General features: G+C 39.8%; 18 protein-coding genes. 14 read left to right on the top strand and 4 right to left on the bottom strand.

The window, feature by feature from the left end:
* Window positions 1-10 precede the first annotated feature (10 nt).
* A complete protein-coding gene (locus tag QQK05_RS09215) occupies window positions 11-706 on the bottom strand; it encodes a response regulator (RefSeq protein ID WP_284298077.1) in 696 nt (231 codons plus the stop codon).
* A gap of 313 nt (window positions 707-1,019) precedes the next feature.
* Here QQK05_RS09215 and QQK05_RS09220 point away from each other — a divergent pair, with 313 nt between their 5' ends.
* From QQK05_RS09220 to rlmA, 5 genes are all read left to right on the top strand, one after another.
* Complete coding sequence (locus QQK05_RS09220; RefSeq protein WP_284297839.1) at window positions 1,020-2,243, top strand: MFS transporter; 1,224 nt, start codon at window positions 1,020-1,022, stop codon at window positions 2,241-2,243.
* A 72-nt stretch (window positions 2,244-2,315) separates the two neighbouring features.
* Window positions 2,316-7,211 (top strand): response regulator, encoded by a 4,896-nt coding sequence (locus QQK05_RS09225; protein WP_284297841.1) that lies wholly within the window; start codon window positions 2,316-2,318, stop codon window positions 7,209-7,211.
* 29 nt (window positions 7,212-7,240) lie between these two features.
* Window positions 7,241-7,597, top strand: a complete 357-nt coding sequence (locus QQK05_RS09230; RefSeq protein WP_284297843.1) for a response regulator — start codon at window positions 7,241-7,243, stop codon at window positions 7,595-7,597.
* A 92-nt stretch (window positions 7,598-7,689) separates the two neighbouring features.
* Complete coding sequence (xthA, locus tag QQK05_RS09235; RefSeq protein WP_284297845.1) at window positions 7,690-8,496, top strand: exodeoxyribonuclease III; 807 nt, start codon at window positions 7,690-7,692, stop codon at window positions 8,494-8,496.
* 41 nt (window positions 8,497-8,537) lie between these two features.
* A complete protein-coding gene (gene rlmA, locus QQK05_RS09240) occupies window positions 8,538-9,341 on the top strand; it encodes a 23S rRNA (guanine(745)-N(1))-methyltransferase (RefSeq protein ID WP_284297847.1) in 804 nt (267 codons plus the stop codon).
* Window positions 9,342-9,347: 6 nt separating this feature from the next.
* Here rlmA and QQK05_RS09245 read toward each other — a convergent pair whose 3' ends face one another.
* Complete coding sequence (locus QQK05_RS09245; protein WP_284297849.1) at window positions 9,348-9,776, bottom strand: DUF412 family protein; 429 nt, start codon at window positions 9,774-9,776, stop codon at window positions 9,348-9,350.
* Between the two features lie 166 nt (window positions 9,777-9,942).
* Here QQK05_RS09245 and QQK05_RS09250 point away from each other — a divergent pair, with 166 nt between their 5' ends.
* From QQK05_RS09250 to QQK05_RS09280, 7 genes are all read left to right on the top strand, one after another.
* Complete coding sequence (locus QQK05_RS09250) at window positions 9,943-11,142, top strand: acetate/propionate family kinase (protein WP_284297851.1); 1,200 nt, start codon at window positions 9,943-9,945, stop codon at window positions 11,140-11,142.
* 14 nt (window positions 11,143-11,156) lie between these two features.
* Entirely contained in the window at window positions 11,157-13,256 is a 2,100-nt protein-coding gene (pta, locus tag QQK05_RS09255; protein WP_284297853.1) for a phosphate acetyltransferase, read from the top strand.
* A gap of 443 nt (window positions 13,257-13,699) precedes the next feature.
* Window positions 13,700-14,080, top strand: a complete 381-nt coding sequence (locus tag QQK05_RS09260; protein ID WP_284297855.1) for an ACT domain-containing protein — start codon at window positions 13,700-13,702, stop codon at window positions 14,078-14,080.
* An 8-nt stretch (window positions 14,081-14,088) separates the two neighbouring features.
* Entirely contained in the window at window positions 14,089-14,436 is a 348-nt protein-coding gene (locus QQK05_RS09265) for an arsenate reductase (RefSeq protein ID WP_284297857.1), read from the top strand.
* A complete protein-coding gene (gene dapE, locus QQK05_RS09270) occupies window positions 14,433-15,563 on the top strand; it encodes a succinyl-diaminopimelate desuccinylase (RefSeq protein ID WP_284297859.1) in 1,131 nt (376 codons plus the stop codon). The genes QQK05_RS09265 and dapE overlap by 4 nt, the downstream gene beginning before the upstream one ends.
* Before the next feature lie 26 nt (window positions 15,564-15,589).
* A complete protein-coding gene (locus tag QQK05_RS09275) occupies window positions 15,590-16,312 on the top strand; it encodes a M15 family metallopeptidase (RefSeq protein WP_284297861.1) in 723 nt (240 codons plus the stop codon).
* Window positions 16,305-16,490, top strand: coding sequence for a hypothetical protein (locus QQK05_RS09280; RefSeq protein ID WP_284297863.1), 186 nt, complete (start codon window positions 16,305-16,307; stop codon window positions 16,488-16,490). The genes QQK05_RS09275 and QQK05_RS09280 overlap by 8 nt, the downstream gene beginning before the upstream one ends.
* 54 nt (window positions 16,491-16,544) lie before the next feature.
* On the opposite strand, the gene bamC is transcribed toward QQK05_RS09280, so the two are convergent.
* Window positions 16,545-17,624, bottom strand: a complete 1,080-nt coding sequence (gene bamC / locus QQK05_RS09285; protein WP_284297865.1) for an outer membrane protein assembly factor BamC — start codon at window positions 17,622-17,624, stop codon at window positions 16,545-16,547.
* A 267-nt stretch (window positions 17,625-17,891) separates the two neighbouring features.
* Here bamC and QQK05_RS09290 point away from each other — a divergent pair, with 267 nt between their 5' ends.
* Together QQK05_RS09290 and bcp are read left to right on the top strand one after the other, a co-directional pair.
* Window positions 17,892-18,410 (top strand): glycine cleavage system protein R, encoded by a 519-nt coding sequence (locus QQK05_RS09290; protein WP_284297867.1) that lies wholly within the window; start codon window positions 17,892-17,894, stop codon window positions 18,408-18,410.
* 11 nt (window positions 18,411-18,421) lie between these two features.
* Complete coding sequence (gene bcp, locus QQK05_RS09295) at window positions 18,422-18,895, top strand: thioredoxin-dependent thiol peroxidase (protein WP_284297869.1); 474 nt, start codon at window positions 18,422-18,424, stop codon at window positions 18,893-18,895.
* Window positions 18,896-18,934: 39 nt separating this feature from the next.
* Here the strand turns inward: bcp and QQK05_RS09300 are convergent, their stop codons facing one another.
* Complete coding sequence (locus tag QQK05_RS09300; RefSeq protein WP_407704879.1) at window positions 18,935-19,747, bottom strand: DUF4437 domain-containing protein; 813 nt, start codon at window positions 19,745-19,747, stop codon at window positions 18,935-18,937.
* Window positions 19,748-19,762: the final 15 nt, after the last annotated feature.

The raw sequence follows: 19,762 nt of genomic DNA on the forward strand, positions 1-19,762 counted from the left end.
CAAGTAGGATTTATGACCAAGCATCTGGTACAAATAAATAACCTTGTCCCCAGATTGTCTTTATCCTGAATGGGGTCTCATTACTGTCATGCAGTTTTTTTCGTAACCTTGATACACGCACGTCGACTGAGCGGTCCATGCCATCATATTCACGTCCGACAACAGCTTTGTATATGTAGTCGCGATTTTGGACTTCACCAGCTCGACTAGCTAATAGCCATAACAAGTCGAATTCTTGACTGGTTAGCTCAATATTTTCACCTGACAACGTTACCTGACGAGAGCCACGAGAGATAAATAGTTCACCAATCGTTAAGTCGGCAGCTTCATTGCTTGATTGAGGTAATTGGCCACGACGTAGCAACGCGTTAACACGAGCAAGAAGTACACGCGGTTCAACAGGTTTTATAACGTAATCATCCGCACCAATTTCGAGACCAAGAACTTGGTCAAAATCTGTGCCTTTAGCCGTTAGCATTAAAATAGGACCATTAAAGGTTGGTCTTAAGTCGCGGCAAACAGCAAAACCATCTTTACCTGGTAACATAATGTCGAGAATAATCAGGTCTGGAGTAAAAGTCTCAACACGTTTTGCAACCGTATCGCCTCTAAACTCTTGCTTTACATGCATACCCTCACTTTCTAAAAACTCTGTGATTAAATTTGACAGTTGACGATCATCTTCAACTAATAAAATTTTCTTCACTGATTTATTATCAGGCATTTTTCATTCTCCTACGTGTTATGTATGTCCCGTTCCTGGGTAGGTAAATCGTTTACACTAATGCAAATGTCTTTATCCAAACTTAAAGTTAATCTTTAAAATCTTTCCTAATCGATGATGTTAGATTATACGTTTAACATTGCGATAACAACTGTAACTACATGATGTTACCCTATTAATACAATTAGTTACATTTAGATAATAGCAGCAAATTGGGTGTCTCGAGCCTGAACTTTAGCTTTACATTAACAATTGCCACCTTATCATGTAATTAAACCTGACAAGTCTTCAAAAAATGCAAAAACAACAAGCTGTTAAAGCATTAATGACCATGATGCTAGTGGTCTTGCTTAGTTGTGCTGGAATTGCTCTCCCGTACCCGATCTTAGCACCACTTTTTATTAATGAAGTGTCACCGCTCACCACTTTTGGTGGCATCCACCCTAAGCTATTGCTAGGCATGTTGCTCGCCATCTACCCGTTAGGGGTCTTAATTGGTAGCTCAATTATCGGCGCTGCATCTGATGTTTATGGTCGTAAAAAGGTATTAATGGTCTCGCTAATTTTCGCGATGTTTGGCTATTTGTTCTCTGCTTTTGCCATCGTGATTGAGAACTACCCACTGTTCTTTTTAACTCGTTTTATTACGGGGTTGTGTGAGGGAAATGTCAGTATCGCAAAAGCCGTGGCGATAGACTTATCCAAAGTGTTAGATAAAACGCGTTCTTTTAGTTTAATTAATGCAACAACATACGCTGGTTGGCTTATTGGACCTTTAGCGGGAGGTTTTCTTCAACCATTTGGTACGGAGCTCGCTTTTTATGTTGCCGCTTGTTCATTAGGTTTGGCGACCCTTTGCGTTTTCTTATTTTTAAATCATGAGCCAAAGTCAAAGGAGCCTACCTCCCTTTCTTGGTATGAACTGCTTGTTAAGCAGAACTCTTTAGGATTACTAAAAAATCCATCAATTAAACGATTTTTTGCAGTTTATCTGTTAGTCACTCTGGGCCTAAATGCTTTTTACGATTTTTACCCACTTTGGCTAGCTGAGACATTTAGCTTTACACCACCCAATATTGGTTCAATTACAGCGCTACTAACCGCGTTTATGGTAACGACAAGCGCCCTACTCGTAACACCATTTAAAAGGCGCTTTGGGTTACTTAGTGGCATTTATATTGGGTTACTATTTTTAGCCATTATGCTATTCATCCATCCTTTGTATTCAAATAGTACGGTTTGGCTTGGTTATGCACTAATAGGTATCGCCATAGCGTTGTTTAATGGCTTGTTGCCTATTTATATTTCTGAGCTACATCAAAATGAACAACAAGGTAGGCTGATGGGTTTATTATCTACAGGCTTTTCAATGTCAAATGTGGTGATTTCTATTTTGGGGAGTTTTGTCGCGATTATTGGCACAGTCTGGGCTATTCTCCTTGGCGCAATACTCATTGTGTGCTCTGCGATTTTACTCTTTAAAATAACAAAACAATCGTCTGCTGAGGCCCCCAGCTAAATTAGAAATTATTGGAATTATGAGATAAGCTGTTAACTAATAAAGGATTTCATTAATCGCAGTGCCAACTCTATGAATGAAAAGCATCTATACACGAACCTTGAGTCTTTGGTTAAACTTTTAAGTTTAATGACCATGGCAATTGGTCTGACGGTAATTTTCGGTTGGTATACAAGAAACGAAACGCTCATTCAGATCAATGAAGCTTTCGTGCCAATGCAATACAACACTGCGCTTGGTTTCATTATTCTCGGCATCAGCGTTTGGTTTACCAACGCACAAAAAAGAACAGCTTTATATATCACAGGTGGAACGCTGCTTCTGCTTGGATTACTGACACTCAGTCAGTATATTTTTAATATTGAGTTAGGCATTGATCAAGCCCTCATGGAACACTACATTAATATTCGTGTTTCTCACCCAGGGCGCATGGCACCAGATACAGCAATTTGTTTTGCACTAGGTGGCATCGGTGCAATTATTTCCACGACAAAAAACAAATACTCCAATGCAATCCTTGGCATCCTTGCTAGCATCGTACTTTCATTTGGATTAGTTGCATTTACAGAATATTTTACGGTCAAAACCACGTGGGGTTGGGGCGGACTCACTAAAATGGCGGTTCACACGTCATTTGGTTTTATGTTGGCGGCCCTAGCTACATTTTTGTACTGCTATAAAGAACAACTTAAATACAACTTCTCAAGCCTTTATGAGCATTGGCTAACAATTCCTATCGCTATATTGGGCTTAACGGTAACATTAACCTCTTGGCGTGCCGCGTATAGGTACCACAAAGAAATAGAATATCAGTACAGTATGACGACAGGTATTGCCGCTGAAGGTATTCTTGTTTTTGGAATATTTGCAACGCTTAGTATTCTTTTCATCATCAATGCTAAACGCAAAGGCAAGAGTCGATTTACCACGAAAACTAAATTAAGCATGCCAATAATCGTTATGATTTTAGGCAGCATTTTATCCTACTCCATCTACCAACTTCTAAGTACCAATCTCAAAACTCAAACACGGCTAAAGTTTGATCACCGAGTGAACCAACACGGAAAAACGTTTGAACAAGGTTTAGTGCTTTATATCGAAATGTTGCGCTACATACGCAATACATTTTACGTAGACAGAGAAATAACACGTTCCGCCTTTCAAAATATTACCAATTCGGAACTTAATAAGTTCAAAGGAATATTAGCAATCGAGTGGCTGCCTCGTATTAAACATGAAGATAGAGCAGCATGGGAACAACGTCTGTCCAATGAACTAGGCATTGATTACTACTTCAAATCGTATGACGAAAACGGAAACGTTATTTCCGCGCCAGCGCAACAAGACTACTTCCCTATTGTCTATGCCGAGCCAATGAAGGGAAATGCCCAAGCATTGGGGATCAATCCTTTATTGGTGGCAGGAGAAGAGTCGGCTAACAGTATTTTAAAAGCCATCAAAGAAAATAGTATTAGCATCACGCGTCGCATTGACCTGGTGCAAACTCCGCCAGAAGGCTATGGCGTGCTCATTCATCTACCAGTTTATGACCAAATAAAGCTGGCAAACGGTGAAAGCTATGAACAAGCGGTTGTAGGACTGGTCGCAGGGGTTATCTACCTACAACCTACTTTAGAGCGTATTCTCGGTAACTTTCTGGAGCCTGCGGGGTTAAACCTGACATTTATCGATTCAGATGCCAAAGATGAGGAAAAGTTTTTATATTTTCATCGTTCACGTGTTGCAAACATGGATGATAATGTCACTTATTTAAAGAAAACTTACCGCTTTAACATTGCTAATCGTTCTTGGGAAATCCATGCGCAAGCAGCAAATGACCAAATTTACCCAACAAGTTCAGCCACTAATTTAATTCCGCCATTAACCATTTTCTTAATCAGTATTACGCTAGCCTTTATGTTACGGCTGATTGAACTGCGGATCAGAGAAAGAAATTTACTCATTGAGCGGATTACCGAGCGGGAAGCTCACTTTAGTGCACTGGTCGATACAATCCCAGGAATGGCATACACCTGCGATTACGATTATGACTGGACGATGAGCTTTATCAGTAAAGAAGTATATCCATTAACCGGCTATACGATTGAGCATTTCACAAAAACACGTGTTATTTCTTGGCGCGAGCTCATCCACCCAAAAGACATCGATCGCGTCGAAAAGATAGTTAATCAAGCTTGTGAAAATGGTGAAATATTTACTGTTGAATATCGATTAATCCACCGAGATGGTACGGTTCACTGGGTCTATGAACAAGGTCAAGCAAGGCTTGATCACCATGGGAAACCATTTCAAATTCACGGTTCGGTACTGGACATTACTGACAGAAAAGTTAATGAGCAAAAATTTAAAGGCCTATTAGAATCAGCCCCTGATAGCTTAATTCTCGTTGACGCAACAGGAACAATTGCCTTTGTTAATAAACAAGTTGAAAACGTTCTTGGCTATAAAACAGAAGAATTAGTTGGTAATAAAATCGACTTATTATTACCACCTGAGTTACGTGAAAGCCACCCACAAATGCTAAGTGAATACTTTAAAGCGCCTTCAGTACGTGCCATGGGGGCAGGAAGAGATCTCACGGCTGTTATGAAAAATGGTAAAAGTCTATCTGTCGAAATTAGTTTAAGCCCAATTGAAACTGCAGAAGGCACGCTAGTTCTCGCTGCGATCCGTGATATTACAGCTCGAAAAGCACTCGAACTTGAGCTAATCGATGCCAAAGATAAAGCAGAAAGTGCTACACAAGCCAAAAGTGATTTTCTCGCGAATATGAGCCACGAGATAAGAACACCGATGAATGCCATTATCGGCATGTCACAGCTTGCACTCAATACGGAGTTAAATCCTAAACAAGCTAACTATATTGACAAGGTAAACCGTTCTGCCGAGTCGTTACTCGGTATAATTAATGACATTCTCGATTTTTCTAAGATTGAAGCCGGTAAATTTGATATCGAGCATATTGATTTTAGGCTAGAAGACGTATTTGATAATTTAGCTAATCTAGTGGGATTAAAAGCTGAAGAAAAAAATCTGGAGCTCATGTTTAACATTCCTGAATCAGTACCAACTGCGTTGATCGGTGATCCACTAAGAATTGGACAAGTGCTCATTAATTTAGGTAATAACGCAGTTAAATTTACCGAGAGCGGTGAAGTTGTTATAAGTGTTGAATTTATCGAGCAACAAGACAATGCAGTTACACTAGCTTTTCATGTTAAAGACACAGGCGTTGGTATCCCCAAAGCCCAGCAACAAAAACTCTTCCAATCATTTAGTCAAATTGATACCTCTACGACCCGAAAATTCGGTGGTACAGGGTTGGGCCTCGCTATCAGTAAACGTTTAGTTGAAATGATGAATGGTAACATCTGGCTAGAAAGCGAAGTTAATCAAGGGAGTAAGTTTTCATTCACTGTTAAACTCGAACTTTCGGAGAGAGGTTGGGTTGAAAAAGACCGTAACTTGCTAGAAAACCTAAAAGTATTAGTTGTCGATGACAATGAAACTTCACGAGCAATATTAACAAATATATTAAACCAATTTAGTCTGTCAGTTGAACAAGCAAGCGACGGTGAAGAAGCGATAAAAATGCTAAAAGCGAGTGACAAAGATGACAATTACAACTTGGTCATTATGGATTGGAAGATGCCTAAAGTAGATGGAATTGAAGCAACAAGGCGGATTCAATCAGATGCATCACTAGATAATATTCCCACCGTAATTATGGTTACAGCGTATGGACGAGAGAATGCCTACAAAGCTGCTCAAGAAGTTGCTATTAGTGGATTTTTAACTAAACCTATTACGCCTTCATCGCTTTTAGACTCGATTATGGATGCACTAGGTAAAAAAGTGATTGAACACACTCGAAGTTCTGAACGTGAAGAACATACACAGCAAACGATTAACAAGCTGCGCGGAGCCAAAATTCTTCTAGTTGAAGATAATGAAATTAATATGGAGCTTGCTGTTGAAATACTGAGTTCTAACGGATTAGATGTATCGACTGCCGAGAACGGTGAAATCGCAATACAAATGCTAGAGTCTAATACCTTTGATGGCATTCTAATGGACTGTCAAATGCCAGTACTCGACGGATATGAAACAACCAAGCTGATTCGTAAAGATGATCGTTTCAAAAATTTGCCTATCCTTGCAATGACAGCTAATGCAATGGTTGGAGACAAAGAAAAAGTATTATCTGTTGGTATGAACGACCATATCGCTAAGCCTATTAATGTTAAAGACCTATTTGGTTGTATGGCAAAATGGGTTAAACCATCAAACCCAACAACGATTGAATTACAACGTGAACATAGCCAACAAAAACAAGACGCAATCGACATTCCATCGATTCTTGGCATTAATATCCCTTTAGGGTTGGCAACGTGTCAAGGTAATCAACATTTGTACAAGAAGTTACTGATAAAATTTAGTGAGCGAGAAGCTAATTTTCAAGAAAAATTTAGCCAAGCATTGATTGACCACGACACTGAAACCGCAGTTAGGTTAGCGCATACGCTAAAAGGTGTTGCTGCAAATATTGGCGCCTCTGCAATCCAATCGCTAGCGCTGAATTTAGAAAGTGCGACTAGAGCCACACCGGATATCGGGATTCTTCAGCCCTATTTGTTCGGCTTGACAAGTGAACTGGAGATCACAATTAACTCAATTCAAGCTGCGTTTGACGTCAATAAGCATAACCCCACCACTCGCTTAAAAAGTGATGACAGAGATTTTATCTTGAATCAAATCAATCATCTAATAACGCTTTTAGAGGACTTCGACACAGACGCGATTGAAGCTTTTGAGCCACTTGTCGATCAATCTCTGCTTCTTGAGCAAAATGATCAGTTAAGTCGTATTAGAAAGTATATTGAAGATTATGATTTTGAAAATGCCACATCGTTAGCGATTGACTTAAAGGTTGCACTCGATAGCTAAAAACATAAAAAGGTGCATTAAAGGACATTATGATTGATACCATACTCGTTATAGACGACGAACCGGCAAATATTCACTTAATTAAGGGGATTTTGCCTCAAGAGATAAAATTAAAAGCTGCAACATCAGGGGCAGTTGCGCTTAAGCAGCTTGAAAAGTCACAACCAGACTTGATACTACTCGATCTTATTATGCCTAACATGGACGGCTTTGAAACTTTAGCAAAAATAAAAGCCATGACATCATGCTCTGAGATCCCTGTGGTTATAATTTCAGGTAATGCCTCCAACGAAGATATTGAGAGAACGACAACGTTAGGCGCCAAAGCTCATTTGCAAAAACCAATCTGTAAAAATGAACTTATGCGCGTTATTACGTCTCTTTAATGTCGCATGCCATTTCTACTTTTGATCAACTAGGTTACACTACGCAGTAATAAAAATCGCCAGTGTAACCTGTTATCCTCAAGGCTATTAAAATGAAAATAATCTCATTCAACATTAACGGCTTACGTGCCCGCTTACATCAACTTCAAGCATTAATCGATAAACATCAACCCGATATTATCGGATTACAAGAAATTAAAGTTCACGACGAAGCATTTCCACTCGCTGATGTAGAAGCCATGGGTTACCACGTATACTTTCACGGTCAAAAAGCTCATTACGGTGTAGCGATGCTCTGTAAACAGCCCGCAGATGAAGTCATCAAAGGCTTTCCAACAGATACCGAAGACTCTCAAAAACGCATGATTATGGTAAAAACAAAAAACGCTGATGGTGAGCCTGTCACTGTATTAAATGGTTATTTCCCTCAAGGGGATAACATTGCTCATGAGACCAAATTCCCATACAAGCGTCAGTTTTATAAAGACCTAATGCAGTACCTAAATGATCATCATGACAACAGTGAAAACATTGTAGTGATGGGAGATATCAACATTTCTCCAATCGATCTTGATATTGGTATTGGCGAGCCAAACCGAAAACGTTGGTTAAAAACAGGTAAATGTAGTTTTCAACCAGAAGAGCGTGAATGGTTAAAAACTTTAACTGACTGGGGCTTTGAAGATACATTCAGAAAACTTCACCCTGACACTACCGAAAAATACTCATGGTTTGATTACCGCTCTCGAGGGTTCGATGATAATCGAGGATTAAGAATTGATGTGGTACTCGCAACACCAAGCTTTGCCGCTAAATGTGTTGAAGCTGACATTGATTATGAATTAAGAGGGATCGAAAAGCCTTCTGATCACGCGCCTATTTGGTCTACCTTTAAATAATTTTGATAAATCAAGGCTAACGGTCGTTAGCCTTTTTGCCTATGCCTAACCATTACCTCTGCCCTATTTGCCAATTACCGCTCTTTGCAGCTGATCGCACACTTAAATGCGACAACAATCATAGTTTTGATCGTGCAAAAGAAGGTTATTACAACCTGCTCCCGGTACAACACAAACAATCAAAAAATCCTGGTGACAATAAGGCCATGGTAAATGCTAGACGTGCATTTTTAGACAAAGGATACTATCAACCTTTAGTTGATAAAATGCTAAGCCTATACCAACAACACGGCAATCAAGATGGGCTGGTATTTGATGCGGGTTGTGGAGAAGGTTTTTATACACACCAGCATAAAACTCAAACCAACACCGTTTATGGTATCGACATATCAAAAGAAGCGGTTAAGAAAGCCGCAAAGCGATACAAAGATAGTCACTTTAGCGTAGGGACATTGTCCAAGCTTCCATTTGCAGATAGCAGTATCGATTGGATGATAAATGTTTACGCGCCCATTCTCGAAGAAGAATATACCCGCGTACTTATTGATGGTGGTTTTTTGCTGACAGTCACCCCTGCTAGTAATCACCTTCAAGCATTAAAGCAAAAAATTTATCGAGACGCTCAATTGCACAACGAAGATAAACATCCAATAGAGCATTTAACACTAGTGGAGCAACATCACTTAAGTTATGACATGAATATTGTTGAGGGTGAAGACGCTCTGCACTTACTAGAAATGACACCATTTGCCTTTAAAGCAACAGATGAAGTCAGAATGTCGCTTGCTAGTATTAATAACTTTACATGCCAAGCAGACTTTTTAATTAGGCTTTATCAGAAATAACGAAGCCTATTTTTTTAGGCTTGATTGATAGGTTAAGTTAAGCAGCTTAGCGAGGTCGATATACTTCGGTCTACCTGTTGATAACTCTAACTCACCGCCATTCTCATTGTATCGAGCTAAACCTTCTTTGTACCACGCAGATAATCCTGGTGGCAGGTCCTTATCTGCTTTTACACCGAGCATAACAAGTACTTGTACGGGCATTGACAGCGAAAAGATGACATAAAAGACAAGTAAATTTATGTCTTGGCTACCCGTAATTAAGGTAAAAAAGAGCAATAGGAATAAACTAAAGCCCAAAAAGTTGCGCCAAACAAAGCGCGCCAAAGTAATCGCGTAGTACTCCTGAAAGTACTGGCTCAACTCTGGACGTTCAGGCCATAGCTTTAAATACCGATGACCAAGCTTGATGATTTCAATAACACTCATATTCATATTTTAACCTTAGCCGATCCTGTTATGCATTAAAAGTTGAAGAATAATATTTGTTTCAATTTATCTTGATTCAAGTCATGAAATTTTGTCGGGTTAATAGATATTTTTCTCTAATAAACAGCTATAGTAAGTTAATACGCTCTAACCTCTTATTCTTTAACGCTTTATGGACAAAAACTTAATCCTCGTTATTAATTGCGGAAGTTCTTCAATTAAATTTTCACTTATCGCACCTGATGATGGTTCTGAACACCTTGCAGGTATCGCTCAAAACCTATTATCGTCTGCCGCCAATATCACCTTTAAACAAAACAGCGAAAAATTAAACTATTCATTACCAGAACCTTTTGATCACGAGACTGCACTTGCAAGCATCGTGGGCTTTTTACAAGACAATAAATACGCCGAACATGTGTGCGCTATTGGTCATCGTGTTGTTCATGGTGGAGAGACTTACAGTCAGCCAATCCTAATCAATGACCAAGTGATGAACACGCTTGCTGACTTAGCTCAGCTCGCTCCTTTACATAATCCGGCAAATATAACAGGTATAAATGCCGCCCAGAAAGCCTTCGCTCAATTGCCTCAAGTCGCAGTTTTTGACACGGCTTTCCATCAAACAATGCCAGAAAAAGCTTTTCTTTACGCATTGCCATACGACCTTTATCAATCACATGGCATTCGACGATATGGTTTTCACGGGACTAGTCATTATTACGTATGCCATGAAGCAAGCAGATTACTTCAACTGAAGCAAAATCAAGGGTCATTTATTAGTGCTCATTTAGGAAACGGCTCAAGTATTTGTGCGATCGAAAATGGTAAGAGCTTAGATACATCGATGGGCTTAACGCCATTATCAGGCGTCGTAATGGGCACGCGAAGCGGTGATATAGATCCCGGCATTATTTTCCACTTAATTAATGGCTTGGGTTACAGTCATGAACAAGTAAATAACCTGTTAAACAAAGAAAGCGGGCTGTTAGGCTTGTCTGAGCTAAGTAATGACTGCCGTACGCTTGAAGAAGCAATGTTCAATGAAAATAACCAACAAGCAAAATTAGCACTCGACATTTTTTGTTATCGAATTGCAAAACAAATTGCTGCATATGCTGCGTCGTTAACAACACTAGATGGTATTATTTTTACAGGCGGTATCGGTGAGAATTCAGATTATGTCAGAGCGCAAGTTGTTCAATCACTATCACTCTTAAACATACATATCGATGAAGAGCTGAATGTTGCAACACGCTTTGGTCAAGCTGGCAACATCGCATCCAAATCAAGTAGAGCCTGTCTCGTTATCCCAACCAATGAAGAGTGGGTAATAGCAAAACAAACAGCTGAAGTCATTCAAGCGAATTAAACAAGGAACTCACTATGTCACATCGAATTATGTTAGTACCTGCTGGTTTTGGCGTTGGCTTAAGTTCTATCGCGCTAGGTGCCGTCCACGCTTGTCAGCAACGCGGAGTAAAAGTAAGTTATTTCAAACCAATCTCTCAACCGGCAAGAAATACTCGAACACCGCAAGAAATTGCAAATGATAGTCCATCGATTCCGCTGAGCTATGTTGAAGAGAAGATGGCAGACGGAGATCATGAAGTCGTCCTAGAACAGATAATCGAAAACATTTCGCAATTAGAAAAAGAGCATGATGTGGTTATCATCGAGGGGTTAATTCCCACGACGCGTCAACCATATGCAGGTCGTATTAATCGAGATGTTGCCAAGGCACTTTCAGCCGATATTGTACTGGTTGCAAGTCCAGATCAAGATAGCTTAGTAGAATTCGAAGACCGAATAGAGGTCAGTGCAGAAACATACGGCGGGCTAAAAAACAAGCGCGTAATTGGTTGTATTATCAATAAAGTCAACGCGCCAGATAAAGATGAGTTTGGCTTACTTCCAAAAGAAAGCAACATTGAAAGTCCATGGCAACTGGCCGACTTTGCGTCGATGGCCATCTTTAACAAAGGGAGTTTTTCGCTTCTGGGGACGGTACCTTGGGAGCTTGATCTTATTGCTCCTCGTGTAGCAGATATCGCAAATTATCTTGATGCCAAAGTTATTCATGCCGGTGATATTGGCCATCGACGAATCCGCTCTGTCACCTTCTGTGCCCGCACGGTTGCCAATTTGGTCAGCCATTTGATGCCAGGTAGGTTAATTGTAACGCCTGGTGACCGTGTCGACATTATTATTGCAACGTGCTTATCAGCGTTAAATGGAACAAAGGTTGGCGCTTTATTACTAACCAATGGTTTTGAGCCAACAGAGCAAGTTAATAAACTTTGCCAACAAGCGTTAGAAACAGGTTTGCCAATACTCTCCGTGCCGTGGGATACATGGCAAACCTCACGCCACATCATGAATTTCAATCCAGAAATTCCAGAAGATGACACGCAACGCCAGGAAAAAGTAAAGGTTTTCGTCGCCGACCACCTCGATAGCGACTGGATAGAAAAACTATCGAGTCAAGTCAAAAATATTAATACCCTATCTCCTCCAGCGTTTAGGCATAAGCTAACAGAACTGGCTCGCCAAGCCGATAAACTCATCGTATTGCCAGAAGGCAATGATGTTAGAACAATTAAAGCAGCGGCAATTTGTGCTGAGCGTAAAATCGCCCGTTGCCAGTTGTTGGGAAATAAAGAGGAAATTTTACGAATCGCCGAACAACAAGGGATATCGTTACCGCCTGGCGTGCTAATAACAGAGCCAGAATTAATCATTGAAAACTATGTAAATCCAATGGTTGAGTTAAGAAAACACAAAGGCTTAACGGACGTGGTTGCTCGCCAGGAGTTGCAGGACAATGTTGTACTTGGCACTATGATGCTTCAGCTGGGACAAGTCGATGGTTTAGTATCAGGTGCAGTCCACACGACCGCTAATACGATACGTCCAGCACTACAATTAGTAAAAACCAAACCAGGTAGTTCGCTAGTTTCATCAATCTTTTTTATGCTATTACCAGATCAGGTGTTAGTTTATGGTGATTGTGCGATTAACCCAGATCCCAATGCTGAGCAATTGGCGGATATTGCAATACAATCTGCGGAGTCTGCGATACGTTTTGGTATTGATGCAAAGGTTGCCATGATTAGTTATTCAACTGGCAGTTCGGGTACTGGGGCAGATGTTGAAAAAGTCGCAAAAGCAACCGAGATAGCAAAAGCTAAACGTCCTGACCTTTTAATTGATGGGCCACTTCAATACGACGCTGCGATTATGGAAAATGTTGCGAAGAAAAAAGCACCAAATAGTCCTGTAGCAGGTAAAGCGACTGTCTTTATCTTCCCTGATTTAAATACCGGCAACACAACCTATAAGGCAGTTCAACGTTCCGCTGACTTGATCAGTATAGGTCCGATGCTTCAAGGGATGAATAAACCGGTAAATGATTTATCCCGAGGTGCCTTGGTCGATGATATCGTTTACACCATTGCGTTAACAGCAATTCAGGCAAAAGACTAACTTTTACCTAAAAATCCCGCTTAATTAGGTTAAGTTTATTGCTCAATACTTATCATTGAGCAATAAACTTACCATTAACCACAATTTTTCCCGCTGTTGATAATTCAACCTTTTTTTTGCTGTCGTACGTTTTTCAACCTAAACAAAAACAACAACAAAAACAAATACTTAAATAAATAACCATAAGCTACACACAAAGTTATCCACAACATTTGTGGATATTGGTATATAAAACTAGTGAATTATTTGACCGTAATGGTCAATAAATTTACGACTTTTTTTAAGATTTTAGCGGTGATCTAAACATTATCATCGCTTAATCGTATTTTGACAGGTTTACCAGTATAAAATCTCGAAACGATATCTAGGTTTTTCCCCCTATTTGTAGCGATCCTTTAGGTAACTAGGTATAGTGTTAACAACACTTAGCAAGAAGAAAAACAATGAGTAAATTAACCCTGAGATTAACATCTGATGTTATGGCGATTCATTCCTTGCCAGCCAATAGTAAGATTCCCGAGCAAGTATTGGATGCACCACTTTACTTTCTCGCGAAAACCCATCAGGAAGTTTCAATAGTTGTTCCTTCCAATGTCCATGTTGATAGCGACGATGTAGAAGACGATTGGCGTATGTTTGAGGTTATTGGTCCTTTAGCATTCAGCTTAACGGGTATTCTATCAAATATCTCTACGGTGTTAGCCAATGAAAAAATTAGTATCTTTGCTATCTCTACTTTTGACACTGACCACATTCTTGTAAAGAGCAATAAAATTGATCAAGCAAAAACCGCGCTATTGGCGAACGGTTACGAAATTATTTAAGGAATCTCATGACAACTATTTACGGCATTTCTAATTGTGACACAGTTAAAAAAGCACTTAAATTCCTCGATAAACACGATATAGATTACGTATTCCACGACTTCAGAAAAGATGGTATTGATCAGGCACTTGTCAGTAGCTTTTTAACCTCTGTAGACTGGAGTGAGCTGGTAAACAAACGCAGCACAACATACCGAAACTTATCTGATGACGAGAAAAACAACCTGAGTGCGGAAAACGTAGCAGGCCTTTTAATCGAGCAACCAACGTTAATCAAACGCCCAGTTCTTGTTAAAGACAATACGACAACCGTCGGTTACAAAGAACCAACATACGCAAAAGTTTTTTCTATATGACTCACCCAACCATAGCACTTGCTCAGGCATTAATAGCGAGGGAATCTGTAACCCCTGAAGATGCTGGCTGCCAGCAAATGATGCAATCACACTTATCGAAAGCCGGATTTGAGCATGAAATATTGGTGTTCGAAGATACGACGAATATGTGGTCAAGAAGAGGCGATAAATCACCAGTATTTTGCTTTGCCGGTCACACTGATGTCGTCCCTGCTGGTGATTTGTCGTTATGGAAAACGCCTCCATTCGAACCCGTCATAAAAGACGGTGTTTTATATGGTAGAGGGGCTGCAGACATGAAAGGCAGCCTAGCTGCCATGTTAGTGGCAACAGAGAGATTTGTTAAAGATTACCCTGACCATAAAGGTTCAATCGCATATTTAATTACCAGTGATGAAGAAGGCCCTTTCATTAATGGTACAACAAGGGTTATTGATACGCTTGAAGCAAGAAATGAAAAAATTGATATGTGCATTGTTGGGGAACCATCAAGCAGCCTGCAACTAGCAGATATCGTTAAAAATGGCCGTCGTGGCTCTATCTCAGCAAAATTAACCTTTCATGGAAAGCAAGGGCATGTTGCATATCCTGATCATGTAACCAATCCTATCCACCTTGCTATGCCAGTGCTTGCTGAATTAAGCCAGATCCATTGGGACAATGGCAATGAATATTTCCCAGAAACCAGTTTTCAACTAACAAACATTGAAGGCGGTACGGGTGCGTTAAATGTTGTACCTCAGACGGTTACTGCGTGGTTTAACTTGAGATATTCAACCGAGTTGACGGACGCAATCATTGTTGAACGTGTTGAATCTATACTTAAACAACATGGTGTAAAGTATGATATCGAGTGGACGTATAATGGTAAGCCATTTATTACCGAGCCAGGTAGCCTAGTAAACTCTGTTCAAAAAGCGATTGAAACAGTCGTTGGCAAAGAGGCTAGCCTATCTACATCAGGTGGTACCTCAGATGGCCGATTTATAGCGCCGACAGGTGCACAAGTGATAGAGTTGGGCCCTGTCAATAAGACTATCCACCAAGTGAATGAATGCGTTAGTTGTGATGACTTAATTACGCTGACGGATATTTATTATCAAAGTTTAGTTAACGCGCTAACATAAGCCTTAATCAAATAAAGTCATTACGTATGGAAAGTGATATAAGCACGCAAAACATATTAGGCCAGTCTTCAAGCCACATCATTTATGTTGATGAGGACTTCTGCCCTGTAACTAAAAAAGGCGCTAGTTTTGGTCTTAATAAAACAGTGCTTTCGCCGTTAGCAGAGCTCAAGGCTCATGCCGAACGCGACGGGTTCAACCTTACGGTTGCTAGTGGTTACCGAGATTTTGATAGGCAGCTTTCTATTTTCAACCGTAAAGTAAATGGAGAGTTACCGGTCATTGATAAAAACAATCAAGTAGTGTCAGTATCAACGCTCTCTCCCACTGAACTGTTAGCTGCAATTATGTATTTCTCGGCACTGCCAGGGGCGAGTCGTCATCACTGGGGAACTGACTTTGATTTTTACGATAAGAGTCTTTTACCTGACGGCAAGTCACTGGAGTTAGCTCCCTGGGAATATCAAAACGGTGGATACTTTTTTGAGTTAAGCCAATGGCTTGAGGCAAATGCTATGCAATATGGTTTTTATCGACCGTATGACAAATATCGTGGTGGAGTTGCTGCTGAACCATGGCACTACTCGTATTACCCTTTGGCAAATACATATCAATCATCACTGAGTGTCGATTTATTAATTGCAACATATCATCGTGGTGATATTTTATTAAAAGATGAAATCATTGATAATATGAACCGTTTATACGAACAGTATGTCATTAACGTAGCGAATCCCCCTTATGTCTGATTATACCATTGCTATTATCATTGTCGTTGTGGTTGCTTTTTATATCATTGGTAATTTCTCAACCGTACAAAAAACGGCAAAAAAACCGATGCGCAAAAAGTCATTGAACGAGCTTGAAGAAACATTGCCTCGAAGCAACAAGAAAAAACACGTCATGCCACCGGTACACAAAAAATAGCGCACAAAAAAAGGCAAAGTCGCAAGACTTTGCCTTTCTTACTCTAGTGTCATTTTAGAACACATTCCTAAACGACAAACCCGGTTCAACAACAGGGAAAATCTTTTCAAGCACTGACAACGGAACTGGCTCACCAGCTTCATTGTATATCGTCAATGCTGTCTTAGTCGGCGAATCGGATTCATATAGTCTAAATTGATATTTAGCATTTTCAATATCAACGATTGGCGTATCACTACCCCAAATTGAGTCCCATAAGCCAATTTCAGGCTTTTCGAAAGTCACATAATAAATACGTTTAGTTTCATTTAAATCATTGACAGTAAAGCCGTAATCATTAAAGAAATTTGGTAGATTCTGCCACAATAAATCACGCTGTAACTCGACAAAGTACGTTGGCTCACCTTTAAGGTTTTGTCCAGTTGAGAGTAACTTTTGATTTGCAATCATCAGCCTATGTTCACGCTGTTTTAAACGGTATTCATAGTCCACATGGCCAATAACATTGTTTACCATCGCAACTTCCGCGCGATGCTCGTCAATCGGCGTAAGCTTGCCTTTCAACACACTTGCTTCATAGTCAATCAACTCTACTTTTAACAGTAAGCTACGACCGTGAGGCTTTACATCAAGCGTAAAACGATACTTTTCCGATTTAGAATCAATTTTTGAGCGGAAAAAACCACCTTCGTCAGATTCTTTTCTTATCCAGGTTGATTCATAAATATGATTATCGGCATCAACAACAATTAACTCAGCATTGTTTTCCTCTAACATTTGCTTAATTGTTTGTTGGATAAAGTCACTTAACTTAACATCATCGATTTCTTGGTCAAACCACACAACAGCTTCATTGGTCTTTGGTTCAAGACGAGTTGACGTTGCAATAGGCAAGACAAGAGATGGCGCTCTAATATCCATATTATCGCCAGTTGGACCATTAAGATTTATGTCTTTAGTAACAAAATACGTAGATTCTTGCTTTGGTGCTTTCAGTCCTTCCGGCATCATTAATGGCTTACCTTCATCGACTTTCATATATTCAAAGCCACCATCAGCCGTTCTTTTGTCATTACTCGAACAAGCGACAATAGTTGCGCTTAGTAATGATACATAAAGCAATTGACGATTCATTAACACTCCCAAAGAATAACGTCTTGTCGCTAAGCATCGCACTTAGCGTATTCGAAAGCCTTACAAGGCTTTACTTTTTATTGTTCAACATTACAGCAGTTTTGCTGTTATTTTAGTGTGCCTCATGGTACTTGGCTGATATAACAAACACAAGTAGCTAGGCCATAAATTACCTGATTTATTCAAATAACAAGATTGAGACTTAATTTCTGGTGAAAAGTTGCGTTACAATAGCACTTTATTTAAAAAATTTTATACGGTTAATCGATGTCTCAGTATTTAGTGTTAACAGCCATGGGGCCAGATCGCATCGGTAGTGTTAGTGAACTGACAAAACTAGCCAGTGAATGCGGCTGTAATATACTTGACAGTAAAATGGCAATCTTCGGTGAAGAATTTGCTTTTATTATGATGCTAAAGGGTGACATGGCCAGCATCAATCAACTTGAAGTTAAATTACCTGCTAGGGCAATGGAACTTGATCTGTTAACCATGATGAAGCGTACTTCAGGCTATAAACCATTAGAAAAATCTCAGAAGTACCAAGCAGAATACTCAGGTATTGACCAACCAGGCCTACTGAAGGCGGTGACCGCATTTTTTGCAAACCGAAATATAGACTTATCTTCACTACGCTCTGAAATTAATCCTGAAACAGATATCATAAGTGCGACCTTATTGTTTACTATGAATGATGATTCATGCATTAATGTACTTGAAAATGACTTTCTCCAGCTATGCGAACAAATAAATGTTCAAGGCTGTATTAAAAAAACTAAATTTTAAAAAGGAAGGGTATGAAAACCTTAACTGTTGGCGAAAAAGCGCCATTATTCTCGTTACTCGACGAAAACGAAAACACGGTCAATCTAAACGATTACATCGGAAAAAAACGTGTTCTAGTATATTTCTACCCCAAAGCTATGACTCCTGGCTGTACAACGCAAGCGCAAAATTTACGTGACGCTAAGGCCGCGCTGGATGAGCACGAGACAGTTGTTTTCGGTATAAGTCCAGACGAGCCAAAACGCCTTGCCAAATTTTGCCAACGCGATGAATTGAACTTCACCCTACTTTCAGATGTTGATCACAAAATTGCTGATGACTTTGGTGTATGGGGTTTGAAAAAATTCATGGGCAAAGAATACGATGGTATTCACCGCATTAGCTTTTTAATAGGTTTAGACGGCAATATCGAACATGTTTTCAATAAATTTAAAACCAAAGAGCATCACCAAGTAGTGCTTGATGTACTAGATAGCCTAAGCTAACAAATAAGTTGTAAGAAAAAGGGAGCTATTGCTCCCTTTTTATTTAATCTCAAATTCACCATTGGTTCGAATATAAATAAGTGCATCAGCATGAGAAGATACTTGATGAATGAATGTCCCAGATGAATTAACAAAACTACCTGGGTTCAACATAATTGATTCGCTCAGCTCTTCAGATTGATACTCAATATTCCCCTTGATAACAACGACTTTAAACTCCTCAGCATCAACAGCGATATTACCTTTAAATGCCTTAGGTAATGATAACAAGGTTCCGCCTAACACTCCCTTATCTGGGCTTCCCCATAACAACGTTGCTTTTACACCTTCTTGCTCAATCGGCGTAAACACTTTTTTATCAAGCCAAACATAGTTTGTCATATGTTGATTAATCGGTGCCTCACCATTATCAAAATGTTCTTTTGATGGTTGTACCAGATATGGTCCCGAATCTATCTCTAGATATATTAGGTTTTCCTCACCGTTTGCTGCAGTGATGTGGTTTTGTCCGGCGGGTTGCGTCCAGTATGATCCTTGCGGCAGCCAAAGCGATTCAGCTGCTGGGTCATCGTTATGCATTAGACCTTTAATCACTATACCTCGATAGGAAATATTATGAATATGAGGTGGCGAGGAAAAACCTTTGTTAAACCTAACCAACATGCCCGTCGGCATATTTTTTGTTCGATCACCCCACAAATCTGCAGCCCCTGGGCTTTTATCTCCGCGAAGCGGGTTTAAATACCCCCAGTTAACGTCTTCAGCGGGCATTACCGTAGATTGCTTAGCAACTGAAACAAAAGATGCGGTCACTAAAAGTGTGCCGCATAATGAAACGATAAGTTTTTTCATCATTAATTCTCAACA

The organism is Thalassotalea loyana, assembly GCF_030161435.1.
GTDB lineage: Bacteria > Pseudomonadota > Gammaproteobacteria > Enterobacterales > Alteromonadaceae > Thalassotalea_G > Thalassotalea_G loyana.